This is a genomic window from Psychrobacter coccoides (assembly GCF_017498085.1).
Taxonomy (GTDB): Bacteria; Pseudomonadota; Gammaproteobacteria; order Pseudomonadales; family Moraxellaceae; genus Psychrobacter; species Psychrobacter coccoides.
Genome location: NZ_JAGBKM010000008.1, coordinates 1 through 15491, shown reverse-complemented (window position 1 = coordinate 15491; position 15491 = coordinate 1). Strand labels below are relative to the sequence as shown.

At 44.5% G+C, this 15491-nt stretch carries 10 protein-coding genes and 1 pseudogene; 10 read left to right on the top strand and 1 reads right to left on the bottom strand.

Features of this window, described 5'->3' with window-relative positions:
• Positions 1-31 precede the first annotated feature (31 nt).
• Positions 32-1127 (top strand): peptide chain release factor 2 gene (gene prfB / locus J3492_RS05895; RefSeq protein ID WP_207990882.1). Its coding sequence is split into 2 segments (ribosomal slippage): positions 32-103 and positions 105-1127, totalling 1095 coding nucleotides; the frame shifts between segments, so codons are not numbered across the junction.
• A 146-nt stretch (positions 1128-1273) separates the two neighbouring features.
• Here the strand turns inward: prfB and J3492_RS05890 are convergent.
• Complete coding sequence (locus J3492_RS05890; RefSeq protein ID WP_207990880.1) at positions 1274-1729, bottom strand: GNAT family N-acetyltransferase; 456 nt, start codon at positions 1727-1729, stop codon at positions 1274-1276.
• A gap of 178 nt (positions 1730-1907) precedes the next feature.
• On the opposite strand from J3492_RS05890, the gene J3492_RS05885 reads away from it, so the two are divergent.
• The 9 genes and pseudogenes from J3492_RS05885 to J3492_RS05845 all read left to right on the top strand — a co-directional run.
• Positions 1908-3023, top strand: coding sequence for a DNA topoisomerase IB (locus J3492_RS05885; protein WP_207990878.1), 1116 nt, complete (start codon positions 1908-1910; stop codon positions 3021-3023).
• Between the two features lie 190 nt (positions 3024-3213).
• Positions 3214-4905, top strand: a complete 1692-nt coding sequence (locus tag J3492_RS05880; RefSeq protein ID WP_207990876.1) for an AMP-binding protein — start codon at positions 3214-3216, stop codon at positions 4903-4905.
• A gap of 96 nt (positions 4906-5001) precedes the next feature.
• Complete coding sequence (locus J3492_RS05875; RefSeq protein WP_207990874.1) at positions 5002-5775, top strand: SDR family NAD(P)-dependent oxidoreductase; 774 nt, start codon at positions 5002-5004, stop codon at positions 5773-5775.
• Positions 5776-6422: 647 nt separating this feature from the next.
• The gene (locus tag J3492_RS05870; RefSeq protein WP_207990872.1) at positions 6423-8396 is read left to right on the top strand and encodes an acyltransferase family protein; all 1974 of its coding nucleotides are present in this window, start codon (positions 6423-6425) and stop codon (positions 8394-8396) included.
• Between the two features lie 250 nt (positions 8397-8646).
• Positions 8647-11244: an ATP-dependent chaperone ClpB gene (clpB, locus tag J3492_RS05865; RefSeq protein WP_207990870.1), complete on the top strand. Its 2598-nt coding sequence runs from the start codon at positions 8647-8649 to the stop codon at positions 11242-11244.
• A 136-nt stretch (positions 11245-11380) separates the two neighbouring features.
• On the top strand, positions 11381-12622 hold the full coding sequence (locus J3492_RS05860; protein WP_207990868.1) for a PQQ-dependent sugar dehydrogenase: 1242 nt from the start codon (positions 11381-11383) through the stop codon (positions 12620-12622).
• A 359-nt stretch (positions 12623-12981) separates the two neighbouring features.
• Complete coding sequence (locus J3492_RS05855) at positions 12982-14610, top strand: BCCT family transporter (RefSeq protein WP_207990866.1); 1629 nt, start codon at positions 12982-12984, stop codon at positions 14608-14610.
• A gap of 103 nt (positions 14611-14713) precedes the next feature.
• Positions 14714-15154 carry a transposase family protein gene (locus tag J3492_RS05850; protein ID WP_207990864.1) on the top strand — a complete coding sequence of 147 codons (441 nt, stop codon included), beginning with the start codon at positions 14714-14716 and terminating at the stop codon, positions 15152-15154.
• 8 nt (positions 15155-15162) lie between these two features.
• Positions 15163-15491: pseudogene (locus tag J3492_RS05845) on the top strand (transposase family protein); the annotation flags it as partial.

Here is a 15491-nt window from a genome sequence, read left to right as displayed (position 1 = left end):
TAGCCAGACATTTATTACTTTAGGAATACTTATGGAAATCAATCCGTATCAAGAGAAAATCAAAGATTTATCCGAGCGTGGACAGGACCTCAGGAGGTATCTTTGACTTCGATAGTAAGCAAGAACGCTTAGAAGAAGTCAATTTAGAGCTAGAGAATCCTGAGCTGTGGAATGATCCTGAGCGGGCGACCAAGATTAATAAAGAAAAAAGCCAACTTGATGGTGTCATCGATGTGGTTGTCTCGCTCGAAACGACGTTAGAAGACGCTGCGGCGATGCTAGACTTGGCCGTCGAAGCAGAAGATGAAGCCCTGCTGGCTGATGTACAAGCAGAGCTGGACAGTGCTGAAGAGAGGGTGGCGGACTTGGAGTTTCGCCGTATGTTTAGCGGTGAGATGGATGCCAATAATTGCTTTTTGGACATTCAGTCAGGCAGCGGTGGTACCGAGGCGCAAGACTGGGCAGAGATGCTGCTGCGTATGTATACACGCTGGGCAGAGTCGCACGGGTTTAAGGTCGAAGTGATTGAAGTGTCATCTGGTGGCGTCGCTGGCATCAAATCAGCAACGATTGCGATTAAAGGTGATTATGCTTTTGGTTGGTTGCGCACCGAAATTGGTGTCCATCGCCTAGTGCGTAAGTCTCCTTTTGATAGCAACCATGGTCGCCACACATCGTTTGCTGCCGTGTTTGTGTCGCCTGAGATTGATGATGATGTCGAGATTGATATCAATCCAGCCGATCTGCGTATCGATACCTATCGCTCTTCTGGCGCCGGTGGCCAGCACGTCAATACAACGGACTCTGCAGTCCGTATCACTCATGAGCCGACAGGCGTGGTGGTGGCGTGCCAAAATGAGCGTAGCCAACACGGCAACAAAGCCACGGCGATGAAGATGCTGCGTGCTAAGCTGTATGAGCTTGAAATGCAAAAACGCATGGAGAAACAGCAAGCGGTCGAAGACAATAAGTCTGATATCGGTTGGGGCAGCCAAATTCGCTCGTATGTGCTCGATGACTCACGTATCAAGGATTTACGTACTGGCGTTGAAACCTCAAATACCAGTGCCGTACTGGATGGTGACCTAGATCCGTTTATTGAGGCCAGTCTAAAAGCAGGACTGTAAATCATCATAAAATATCGCTATAAAACATTGTTATAAAATATCATTTTAAGCTATTTAACTTTTTTAAAAGACTACTTAGACCATGCCAAGCGTTTGACGCTTGGCGTTTTTTTAATGGTTTTATTTTAATTAGCTGTTACTCTAAATTATAAACTCTTTCGATATTGCACCATATCTGTCTTGGTCGCTAGCGTATCATAAAGTTTTCGAGCCGCTGTATTATCTTCTTGCGTCACCCAATAAACGCGATTGCACTGCTTTTTAGCAGCGAACTCATAAACCTTTTCAATAAGCGCTCGTCCCACCCCTTGCCTGCGTATATTTTCACTCACATACAAATCTTCTAAGTAACAACATTCAGTAGTATTCCAAGTGTTTGGATGTAGCACCACGTGAGTGAATCCTACTAATGTATTGTCTAGCCAAGCGCCAAAGCCGTAGATAGGTACGTCATCGTTATGCAAATTTTGCCATGTTGCCTCTATAGTATTTTGAGGTAAAGTGGTTCCATAAAATTGCAGATAATGTTGCCATAGTGCCAACCAAGTATCGTAATTGCCTTTATCTAATGGTGTGATTTTAATGTCGGTGTTTGTAGTCATAGGTTAGATGCCCTAAAGGGTGATTTGTATTTCAAATATAAATAGAACTATGGCTCTATTTTACACACCTTTACACATGATATGTGCCAAATAAACAGCAAAGTCAGCCAAGTTTATCTATGCTAAGAATTCTAAATTTTTAAAACCTTAACAAACAATAATAAAGGCAAAATAGTTTATGGCAAAAACCACTGAGCAACCGATAGATGATCTACGCCATGACTATGAGCGGCTTGCCCAGCGTGCCAATCTGCGCTACGTCAGTGATGATGAGCCTGGTTTTACACGCAGACGTTGGGGGCGCGGCTTTACTTACCGTGATGCTACTGGCAAGACGGTAAAAGATAAGGCATTACGCAAGCGTTTTGATGCGCTCGTAATTCCGCCACTATGGACAGAGGTTTGGATATGTCAGGACGAAAAAGGCCACCTGCAATCGACGGGGCGGGATGATAAGTCCCGTAAACAATACTTGTACCATCCAGAATGGAATCGTGTCCGGGATCATGCCAAGTTTATAGCCATGATTGGGTTTGCTGAGGCATTACCCAATCTACGGGGGCAAGTTGAAAAAGACTTGGAGTCAGAGCCATTGTCACGTGACAATGTTTTAGCGGCAGTGGTCAAACTACTAGAAACCACTTTGATTCGAGTCGGTAACAGTCGTTATGCCAAGCTCAATAAAAGCTATGGGCTGAGTACATTACGTAGCAAGCACGTCAGCGAAACCGATAATGGGTTGGCATTTGATTTCATCGGAAAAAGCGCCAAGGAGCACCATATTGAGCTACAGGATGAGCGTTTAATAGATATCGTACAATCCTGTAGCGAGTTGCCCGGTTATCAGGTTTTTAAATATTTAGATGGCGATGGCGATAAGCAAGTCGTCGATAGCGCAGATATCAACGACTATATCCGGATGCATACTTGCGGCGATGCTGATAAAAGCCAGACATATAGCGCCAAAGACTTTCGTACATGGATGGGGAGTGTGTTGGCAGCCAGTTATCTGTACGATGAGCTGCAGACGCCAGCAGGCAAGCAAATATTAGCCAGTCAACATGAGAGCGATGCGCGTCAAAAGCTCATCACAGCTATGGTAAAAAACGTCGCAGAAGAGTTGGGTAACACCCCTGCTGTTTGCCGTGCCTCGTATATTCACCCTACCATTATCGAACAGTTTTTATCAGGACGGTTTTTTGAGCGTTATAAAGATGCCCGTCGAGGCCGTACTAAAACATACCAAAGCATAGAGGAAAAAGCGCTGCTGCGATTGTTAAGGCCTTCAATGTAAGTATTATTAAATAAATAAGAGTCAGTTAAATAATATAAATGATACGCTATGTATTGAAATAAATATAAAAATGCGTTACAACTAGCACATAGGATATTTGATAAATACCAACAATACGAGCAAACAGCTTATAGGATAGGGCTGTTTTTGCTGCTTTATCATTCACCCGTTATTGCTAAAGGATTAGCTCATGACTCTCTCATCTTCAAACCCTAACTCATCCAAAAGCACCACAATAAGCTACGCTGATTATTACAATAATTTTGACAAGAAAGCGTTATTGCAAGAAATATTTGGTGCCCATATGGACGATCGATTAAACGCTTATATGGCTTGCTGTGGACGTCACGTACGTGATGGTCGTGGCGATCATACTGCTCTGGTTCATGAGGACACGGCTGGTAATATCACACGTATGAGCTTTCGTGAACTGGATAAATCCAGCGCACAGGTTGCAAACCTACTGCAGTCTTATGGCGTAGAGGCAGGCGACCAAGTGGCGACCATGCTGCCACGTACCCCTGAGCTCCTCACCATCGTATTGGCAACTTGGCGAATTGGTGCCGTTTATCAGCCACTATTTACTGCTTTTGGCTATGACTCTATTAAGTATCGAATGGATAAGGCCAACACTAAAGTGGTTTTTACCAATCAAGCAAGCCGTGATAAGTTTGAGGACTTAGCTCAACAGACCAAAATGGTGTTTATAGGCAGTGAAGCAGACGCTAAAAGCTGGGGTGATGACAATTACAGCAACAAAAAAGCACTGCAATCTCAAGAATATAGCCCAGTGTTGTTAGACAGTAATGCGCCATTTTTGCAAATGTTTACCTCAGGGACAGTCGGTAAGTCCAAAGGTGTGAGTGTGCCACTCGCCGCATTACCGACGTTTTATCTGTATATGCGCTATGCTATTGATTTGCGTACAGATGATAACTATTGGAATATGGCCGATCCGGGCTGGGCTTATGGTTTATATTATGCAATCACAGGGCCTCTACTGATGGGTATCACTACTTATTTTAATGAAGCCGGCTTTGATGCTGCCAATACACTTGATTTTATGGTGCGCCATAAGATTACCAACTTAGCGTCTTCGCCGACCGCTTTTCGGATGATGAAGTCCAGTGGTGTCTTTGAAGAGATCACTGCCAACAGCCCTTCAAAGCTGTCATTACGCTGTGCCAATTCAGCAGGTGAGACCTTAAATACTGAAGTGGTAAGCTGGGTTGAGAGTCATTTGGGCTGCCGTGTTTGTGATCAGTACGGACAGACAGAGACGGGCATGACCTGCTGTGAGCACCATGCTCTAGAGCATAAATGCCCAGTCGGCTCAATGGGCATGGCGCTGCCAGGGCATACCCTCGTGGTGTTGGATGATGACATGCAGGTACTACCCGATGGTGAGCAAGGACAGCTGGCTGTAGTGGTCAGTCAGTCGCCAGCGTTTTACTTTCAGGGCTATAGCTGGAACGAAAAAGATGCTTTTGCCGGTGATTATTACCTGACCGGTGACGTCGTCGAGCGTCACAGTGATGGTACTTATTGGTTCTCAGGGCGTGATGACGACATCATCACCACTGCCGGTTATCGGGTAGGGCCAACGGATGTTGAAAACACGGTATTAGAGCATGCAGCAGTTGCAGAATCAGCAGCTGTTGGTGTGCCCGATGAGATACGTGGGCATAATATTAAATCCTTTGTGGTACTTAAAGAGGGCATCGAAGGCAGTGACGACATTGCGCAGCAGATTAAAGACTTGGTACGTGAACGTCTCGCAAAACATGCTTTTCCACGTGAGATTGAGTTTGTCGCTACATTACCAAAAACACCAAGCGGTAAAATCCAACGCTTTTTGTTACGGAGTTTGAGCGCTGAGTAAGGATACTTAAGTGATTTTAGGCTTTAATGAGCCAATAATTAACAACTTAATAATTAAAAACCCAATAATTAAAAATCTAAGCATTAAGGAAAAGTTATGCAAATTGAGAGACACAGTTTTTTGGTAACGGGCGGAGCCTCAGGGCTTGGTGAGGCGGTCGTTCGTGCGATTGTTGGTCAAGGTGGCAACGTTGTCATCGCTGACCTTAATGCAGCGGCGGGTGAGGCATTGGCAAAAGAAATGGGCGACAATGTACGCTTTGTGCGCTGTGATGTTACCAGTGGCGATGAGGTACAGGCTGCTATTGATGTGGCCGAAAAGGAGTTTGGAGGTCTGCAAGGGTCAATCAACTGTGCAGGGATTGTGGTCGTACAAAAGCTGCTAGATAGAGAGAATAACCCTGCAGATCTAGACACTTTTAGCCGCGGCGTCAACATCAATCTGGTTGGCTCGTTTAATGTAGCACGGCTGGTGGCGGCTAGCATCGCTAAGCGCATAACAAATGCAAGCCAGAAAAATGTAGATAATGGTATCATTATTAATACCGCATCTATTGCTGCATTTGATGGACAAGTCGGGCAAGGCAGCTACGGCTCATCTAAAGCTGGGGTCGTGGGCCTCACGCTACCATTAGCACGTGAGCTGAGTCGCCATGGTATTCGAGTGATGACTATTGCGCCTGGTGTCTTTGCCACACCTATGATGGATAGTATTCCTGAAGAAGCTCGTGGACAGTTAGAAGCGAGTGTTCCTTATCCTAAGCGTATGGGCGACCCAAAGGAGTTTGCTAAACTGGTCACTCATATTATCGATAATGCCTATTTAAACGGTGAGGTTATACGCTTAGATGGTGCGATTCGTATGGTCTAGGGTTTAACGGCTTCAATAAGTTTGATATGAAAAGATTATAAGCTCAATTCATAAAGCTTGCACAAAATAGAAAAATAGACATAGTGTTTTGATGTTTTATAACTCTCTGCTGTCGTATGTGGGTTATAAGGATCGAAGCCTATGTTTTTTTGCGTATTGAGTCGAGTAAAACTGCAATTGGCTACTTATCGTAATAGGACTGTGTCTGGTACTGATTATCGGTACCTTTATTAGTGCTGCTTATATATGGTGAACCCTAAATAAAAAGGGTATAGCTATTATAACGTGCTGCTACTGGTATAAAGTTTTCGTGTTTACTGTGCGACTTCGTCATTCTAGGGACTGCGCAAAACTCATCCCAGTAGCACTGTAATATTTTTAGAATGCATGGACTATATCAGTCGTAAAATAAAATATAAAAAACTATACTATAGTTTACTATTAGCAAGTATAGTACAATTATATTCTATATTAAGAATATAATGCTTGCTCAAGTAGTTCTGCATTCTATTCTGTGTAATGAAATGATTCTGTAGTCAGTAAGCTTTAGATAAGCATCCACAAATAACAAGCTGTTTCTTTATTTTTATATGGAAGCTGCTTGTAGTTGTATTTGTTCGGTTAAGCCAAGCCGATAAGGATAAATTTTGTTTGAAAAGTATACCCGTCAAGAATACAGGAATGATATCCAAGGGTTGAGAGCCATAGGTGCCATTATTATTATGGTATTTCATATCTGGTTCAATAAAGTCTCCGGTGGTGTCGATGTGTTTTTTGTCATCTCTGGGTTTTTGATGGCCTCTATTGTATTGAAAGGTTATTTTACAAAAGGCACTGTCAGCCCTTTTCCTTTTTGGGGCGGCGTTATCAAAAGGATAGCGCCTTCTGCTTATTTGGTGTTGGCAGCCACCTTGGTCGCAAGCTATTTTATTACTTCTCCTGTGCAGATTTACAGTGTGTTACATGAGATCATAGCCAGCGCTTTACATCTTGAAAATATCCAGCTGATTAGGCTTTCGGTTGATTATCTGGCGACGGGCACCCCACCGAGCCCTGTGCAGCAGTTCTGGGCGCTCTCCATTCAGATGCAGTTCTATGTGGTTTTCCCATTGGTTTTGATCCCTTTAGCCTATTTGACCAAAAAAAGGCAAAATTCTGCCCCACTGTTTTTAGGCGTTGGCGCTATTATCTTAGCGTCTTTTATCTACGCTACTGTATTGGTTCAAAGTGATGCGGCGATGAGCTACTTTAATCCTTTATCGAGAATTTGGGAGTTCTTTTTTGGCTCGCTCTCTTATTTGGTCATCGCCAATGTCAAAAGAATTAGGCACAGACAAATAATAGGCATAGTTGGTATAGCTTTGATTATTGGCGGCGCAATCCTAATACCCAGAGGCGCAAACTTTTCAGGGCCAATATCCTTGATACCTGTACTTGGGGCAGTGGCTATCATTGTATCGGGTATCGGGGGCAAAGGGGTCGTCAATAACTTTTTGTCGAATAAATTCTTAGTGTTTTTAGGTGGTATCTCTTTTACCATTTATCTGTGGCACTGGCCGATATTGGTATTTTACAAAGAATACTTTGGTCATGATACGGTAGGCTTGCTACCAGGCTTTGCCATCATGATTGTCTCTACTATTCTGGCTTATTTCACCAGCAAGCTTATCGAAGCACCCTTTAGAAAAATCCCTAGAGAAAAGGTAATACTGAACTTCTCGATAGGTGCTTTATTCTTTTTACCCGTGGTCGCTGCCGCTTTTGCCTTTAGATATGAGGTGGTTTCTACCACCGCAAAAGCGATGGAGATGTTAGCTGCGGCACCTACTGAGCCTTTTGCAGGCGAGCGCCTCTATTTAGAAGATCAACGCTTTATCCCTGAGCGTGATAGACTGCTTACCATCAAAAAGAGGGTACCTGCTGCCTATGCTGACGGCTGTAACCAATCTATGGATGGCGAGGAGGTGACTACTTGTGAGTTTGGCGATCCGAATGCCGACAAACAGATTGTCCTAGCAGGCGGCTCGCATGCGGTACAATGGATCACCGCGCTAGACGAGATAGGAAAAAACAATAACTTTAAAGTCATCAACATGACTAAAGCGGCTTGTCCACTAGGGCCTGTCGAGGACTCGAACGACTCTTGCTACAAATGGAATGAAAGCGCGCTCAAAGAGATTGTTGCCATCAATCCTTACGCAGTCATTACCAACTCGACCAGAACCGACTTGGACAAAGGAGAGTTTATCCCTGAGACTTATATTGATAGCTGGAGGCAGATTGATGCTAATGGCATCAAAGTTATCGGCATTAGAGACAACCCACGCTTTGACTTTGATGTGCCGGACTGCATACACAGAAATAGAAACTCTGCTGAGACAGGCGCTTGTACTATAGATCGTAGCGATATTTTATTACCCACTGATCCAGCTACTGAATATCAAGATATTATTACCAGTATCGATATGTCAGATATGTTCTGTACAGCCGAAAAGTGTCCAACGACTTTTTCTGGAAAAATCATGTACCGTGATGCCGAGCACATCAGTATTGAATATGCACATTTTATAAAAGATAATTTTGAAGAGAAGTTAAAAGCGGTGCTGTTAGCTCTTGATTAAATATCAAAATCATATGTTAATAAGTAGTTGTCAGTAGTATGACGTTTGCACGTTCAACAGACTCTAGTCTGATTAATTTATTACGTACGCTACTCTAGACTCGTGAGTCAGTAGCCATCATTGACAACAAGAAAATAAATCTTGAAAAGCGACTGAGCATACCCTATATAGATAGCAACAAAGAGTAAGCGCTAAGAGGCAATATCTACAATAAAAGCGCTGCTTGATACTTGAAATATAAGGAAAAAATATGAGATTTGAGAAGTTTACTCAAAAACTACAATCTGCGATTCAAGAAGCGCAAAGCTTGGCATTGGGTCGTGATCATACAGGTATAGACCCTGTACATCTGCTGGCTGTACTGCTACAAGATGAGTCTAACTTGGCTATCTGTCAACAAGCAGGGGCGTCTATTCCGGCCTTAAAAAACGGTGTGGCAAAAGCACTAGACAACCAAGCGACGATTGCAGAGCCGACAGGTGAGGTCAATCTAAATCCAAACTCAGTAAAAGTCTTAAACCTTGCTGATCGGCAAGCACAAAAAGCAGGTGATGAGTTTATCGCTACTGAGTGGGTCATTTTAGTACTCGCTGAGCAAGGGGACACCAAAAAAATATTTGAAAGTGCGGGTGTGACTGCTGATAAATTAAAAACTGTGATTGAGCAACTAAGAGGCAGTGAGACAGTGGACAATCAAAATGCTGAAGATCAGCGTGATGCGTTAAATAAATACACCATCAATCTGACCGAACAGGCGGAGATGGGTAAGCTGGATCCAGTGATTGGCCGTGATGAAGAGATTCGTCGCACCATTCAAGTACTGTCTCGCCGTACCAAAAACAACCCCGTACTTATCGGTGAGCCAGGTGTCGGTAAGACAGCCATCGTCGAAGGCCTAGCACAAAAAATCGTCAACGGTGATGTGCCAGAAGGTCTACGCCGTAAAGAGGTACTGTCATTGGATTTAGGGGCTTTGATTGCAGGCGCTAAGTTCCGTGGTGAGTTTGAAGAGCGACTCAAAGGGGTCCTGAGTGATCTGGCGAAGCAAGAGGGTAATGTCATCTTGTTTATCGATGAGCTACATACAATGGTCGGTGCAGGCAAGTCTGAGGGCTCAATGGACGCTGGTAATATGCTCAAGCCAGCCCTAGCTCGTGGTGAGCTACACTGTGTCGGCGCAACGACGCTTGATGAGTATCGTCAATATATCGAAAAGGACGCCGCCCTTGAGCGCCGCTTCCAAAAAGTATTGGTCGATGAGCCAACCGTTGAAGACACCATTGCTATCTTGCGTGGTCTAAAAGAGCGCTATGAGCTGCATCACGGTGTCGATATACAGGACAGTGCCATTATTGCCGCCGCCCGTATGAGCCATCGTTATATTACTGATCGCAAGCTGCCAGATAAGGCGATAGATCTTGTCGATGAAGCGGCGAGCCGTCTACGGATGGAGATGGACAGCAAGCCTGAAGCGCTAGGTAAGCTTGATAGCCGTCTGATTCAGCTAAAGATGCAGCGTGAAGTGCTTAAAAATGAAGAAGATGCCGGAGCGCAAGCGGAACGCAAAGTGCTTGATGAGCAAATCGAAGCGCTAGAAAAAGAATATGCTGACCTCAACGAGATTTGGCAGGCAGAAAAAGCATTGGTCAAAGGCAGTCAGCAGCTAAAGGATGAGCTGGACAAAGCCCGTATCGCTTATGACAAAGCCAGCCGTGAAGGCGACTATGAGACCATGAGTAAGTTGCAGTACGAAACCATTCCGCAGCTTGAGCGCCGTATTGCTGAGTCTGATTTGGCTGAGCAAGAAGAACAAGCAGATGATGCGATAGGTGGTAAGCTACTGCGTACCAAAGTCACTGATAACGAGATCGCCGAAGTGGTCGCTGCTGCTACGGGTATTCCTGTCAGCAAGATGATGCAAGGCGAGCGTGACAAGATGCTGGCGATGGAAGACAAGCTCCATGAGCGAGTTATCGGTCAAGATGAAGCCGTTGAGTCTGTTGCCAACGCTGTGCGTCGTAGCCGTGCAGGTCTCTCAGATCCCAATCGTCCTTCAGGCTCTTTCTTGTTTCTTGGGCCTACAGGGGTCGGTAAGACAGAGCTGACCAAATCACTCGCCAACTTCTTGTTTGATAGTGAAGATGCCATGGTGCGTATTGACATGAGTGAATACATGGAAAAGCACAGCGTCAGTCGTTTGGTCGGTGCGCCTCCAGGCTATGTCGGTTATGAAGAGGGTGGTACTTTAACGGAGGCAGTACGCCGTAAGCCATATAGCGTAGTGTTGTTTGATGAAGTCGAAAAAGCGCATCCTGATGTGTTTAATATCTTGCTGCAAGTGTTAGACGATGGGCGCCTGACAGACTCACAGGGCCGCGTGGTAGACTTCAAAAACACCGTCATCATTATGACCAGTAACTTAGGCTCACACAAGATTCAAGAAATGGTCGGTGAAAGTTACGAGGATATAAAAACTGAGGTTATGGAATCGGTTGGGCAGCACTTCCGCCCAGAGTTCGTCAACCGTATTGATGAAATCGTGGTATTCCATCCACTGGGTATGTCGCAGATGGCAGGCATTGCTGACATTCAGTTGCAGCGCTTACGTCAGCGTCTACAAGAACGTGAGATGGATATCGAACTATCAGCAGATGCGATGAATAAACTAGTCGCTGTGGGCTATGATCCTGTGTATGGTGCACGCCCACTCAAGCGTGCCATTCAGCAAGAGATCGAAAACCCATTATCTCTCAAGCTGCTGGCTGGCGACTTTGTTGCAGGGGACATCATCAAGGTCGATGTCGGTGCTGATGATAAGCTGATTTTTGATAAGCTTAGAATGAGCTAAGGAAACCAACTCAGCTGACTATAAACCAACCCCTGACCTACAATTGTAGGTCAGGGGTTTTTTTAAACACAATCAGTACCAGAGCCTGACAAATGCTTGCTATATTGTAAAGTAGTGAAGCTAAAGGAGTCGTGTCATGATAATGTGTATCAAACGTATCAACATACCTATTACTGTACTAATGCTATTGTTTAGTGCCTCTGCGTGCTCCAATCCTGCAGCCGTCAATACCGATGCCGATCTCACAGAACATAAGGAAGGGCAAGCTGCCGCAAGAGACTTGGCAGCAAGCAATGAAAAGCCTGCTTTTAGTACCAAGATGATTGCGACCTTCGATGAGCCTTGGGCAATGACGGCATTACCAACGGCTAATAATGCACCCCCCAAGCTCTTAGTGACACAAAAGACTGGCGAGCTGTTTGTCGTCGATACGAGTACCGGTACTAAGACAGCAGTGACAGGTGTGCCAAAAGTCGCTTATGGTGGGCAAGGCGGTTTGGGTGACATTGTTCTTGCACCAGATTTTGCTACGTCCAAGCACATATATCTTAGCTATGCTGAAGCAGGTACAGGCAGCGACAAGGGTAAGTTGGGGGCAAAAGTCATTAGAGCCACATTAATGGGGCTAGATACTGATGCACCAAGCTTGCAAGCGGTGATGCCCATCTGGGAGCAAGTTCCAAAGGTACGTGGCCAAGGTCACTATAGCCATCGACTGCTGCTCTCCCCCGATGATCAGTATCTGTATATCAGTTCAGGTGACAGACAAAAAAAAGACCCTGCTCAAGACATGACAGTCAACTTGGGCAAAATCATCCGACTGAACCTCGATGGTTCAATCCCAAATGACAATCCGTTTGTAGGCGATACCAGCATTGACAGTATGGCAGCTCAGTTTTGGACACTAGGGCATCGTAATGTCTTGGGCATGGTGTTTGATCAGTCAGGTATGTTGTGGGCGCATGAGATGGGGCCAAGAGGCGGTGATGAGCTTAACTTAATTGAAAAAGGTAAAAACTATGGGTGGCCACTGGTGTCAAATGGTCGAAACTACTCTGGGACTGATATTCCTGACCACGACACACGACCTGAATTTGCAGCGCCTTATATCACTTGGACACCGGTCATCTCGCCATCATCGATGAGCGTCTACTCATCAGGTCGTTATGATGATTTCCCCGCTTGGCAGGGCAACGCCCTAATCAGTGGTTTGTCATCAACAGCCTTGATAGTGGTAGATTTGGCTGACGACGCAACTCATGAGCGATATCGTTATGATATGGGCGAGCGGATACGCAGTGTTTTGGCCGTCGATGGACAGGTATGGTTAGTAGAAGATGGGGAGGGTGCTCAGTTATTACAATTACAGCCTAAATAATCACGGCTAAAAACAAAGCTGTCACAACTTTTAAAGTGTGGCTGATATAGCATTTCTCTTGCGTGCTGTATCTACAGAGGCGGCGCAAAATTTATACCAGTAACGCCATAATACTTTTAAGTTGAATCCATTATACAGAGGTCTGTAGCCGTTTCACTTTATGTCGTAACCTGAGATCAACGGCTGTCTGTAGAGGATACCGTTAGGAGGTTGTTTTAGATAAATGGTGTTCAATCAAAAATGGCTCTGAGATTCTAGGGCTATTTTTTTGTATCAAAAATAACGAATATGGGTGTTGAGTTTGATAATTGAGTAACATCTTGTTAAGGTAATTCACTCTAAAGTATTGGATAACTAAGATGAGTGAACTAAAAATAGGCCGATTAGGGCCTTTTCCGCGAGTCAATAAACCGGTGTTTATTGCTTCAGCGATCTTGATCGTGGGGTTTATTATATTTGGTGCTCTGTTTCAAGAGTTGGCAGATACTATATTCACTAGTGCACAAGGTTTTATTACCAACCGATTTGGCTGGATGTTTATCATTCTGATGAACGTGGCCGTGGTGTTGTGTTTGTATTTAATTTTTAGTAAGTATGGTGATATCCGCCTAGGTCATCAAACTGAAACACCGCAATACAGCCTACCATCTTGGATAGGTATGCTTTTTTCGGCAGGTATCGGTATCGGTATCATGTACTGGGGCACCGCAGAGCCCGTCTATCACTTTATGGCGCCGCCATTGGGTGAGGCCGAGACAGTAGAGGCGGCCAAGCAAGCGATGAACATCTCGTTTTTACATTATGGGATTCACGCTTGGGCCATTTACGCTATCGTAGCCTTGTCCTTGGCCTACTTCCACTTTCGCCGTGGCTTACCACTATCGATTCGCTCGAGTCTCTATCCGATATTGGGTCAGAAAATCTATGGTAAGTGGGGGCATACGGTCGATACTCTAGCAGTCTTTGGCACTATGTTTGGTGTGGTCACCACATTAGGCTTTGGTGTCTTGCAGATTAACTCTGGACTTGAGGGATTATTTGGCCTACCTAACTCTGTCACCATGCAGGTGATCTTAATTGCCTTTATTACCATGCTTGCCTGTGGCTCATTGTTGATGGGCTTGGATAAAGGTATCAAACGCCTAAGTGATACCAACATCGTATTGACCTTTGTGTTGTTAGGGTTTGCTTTTATTATGGGCCCCACGCAGTATATCATGGACAGTTTGGTCGAAAATACCGGTAACTATCTACAAAACATCGTGCAGCTGAGCTTTTGGAGTGAGGCTTATAGTAAAAGTGATTGGCAGTCTTCGTGGACGATATTTTACTGGGCATGGTGGATCAGCTGGTCACCATTTGTCGGGGTATTCATTGCCCGTATCTCTCGTGGTCGTACCATTCGTGAGTTTTTGCTCGGCGTGCTATTTATTCCGATGATTATTTTGTTTTTCTGGTTCACAACCTTTGGTGGTGTCGCAGTTGACATGGAGCTGATCGGTAATCCTGGATTTATCGAAGTGGTACAAAACGATTATGGTAGCGCCATTTTTAAGCTGATGGAGTTTTATCCATTGACCAAAGCCACGACGATGCTGATTGTTATCATGATTGTACTGTGGTTTGTGACTTCATCAGACTCAGCCAGCTTTGTTATTGATATGTTGACCTCTGGTGGTGAGACCAATCCACCTAAGATTCAACGCTTATTTTGGGCGGTGATGCAAGGTCTTGTGGCTGCGATTTTATTGGCAGCTGGTGGCTTAGGAGCGTTACAGGCTGCCGCTATCGTCGCCGGTTTCCCTTTTGCCATGGTGGTATTTATCATGTTGTATGCCATGATACGAGGATTCAATCGTGATGAGCTGATACTGTATCGTGCCGAACAACGATTTATTACTGATGAATCGGTTGAGCATAATACGGCCAATGAGTTTGCGGATGAAGAGCTGCTTGAAGGCCCACCTGATGTCGTTCAAGGTGATTAAAGTCTTTTTTTAAGTGGATTTTAAATAAAGTAATAAATAGACCTCTTGCAAAAGTAGTTGTCAGACACAACGTATATTATTGAACTCTACTTACTTAATAGATATGCCAAACATAGATAAGCTACTCAAACAAAGTGACGCTGGTTTTAAACGCTACACTGGCATTCATAAAGCCACTTTTTATGACATGCTTGAGGCCATGCAAAAGCATGAAGCATCTAAGACCAAATCAGGTAGACCAAGTGTGCTCAGTCTTAAGGAGCAGATACTACTAGCCCTGACTTATTGGCGTGAATACCGCACGCTTTATCATATCAGTATGGACTTTGGTATTCATGAGTCTTCTGCTAGCCGTATCATTCGTAAAGTAGAAGACACACTGATTAACTCTGGCAAGTTTGAATTGCCCAAAAAGCTGCCTAGTCGTGTCGATGAGGACATCAATTGGTCAGTCGTCATTGTCGATGCCACCGAAACCCCAATTGAGCGTCCAAAAAAAACCAAAGAGACTACTACAGCGGCAAGAAAAAACAACACACCTTAAAAGCGCAGGTTATCGTTCATTGGCAAACCGGTTTGATACTTGATGTGCAAACCTGTAAAGGGTCCATCCACGATTTTAAGCTGTATAAAGATACTTGTCCTGATTGGTTACCTGAGAACACTAACTATCTAGCAGACAGTGGTTATCAAGGGTTAGCAAAGCGACATAACCAAACTTTCACACCATTTAAGAAACCTCGTGGTGGTCAGTTATTGGAGATATGCAAACAAGCCAATCAGTATCTGGCAAAGTTCCGTATTGTGGTTGAACACAAAATAGGCTTAATCAAGTTGTTTAAAATCGTGGCTCATAAATATCGCAACCGTCGTCAGCGCTA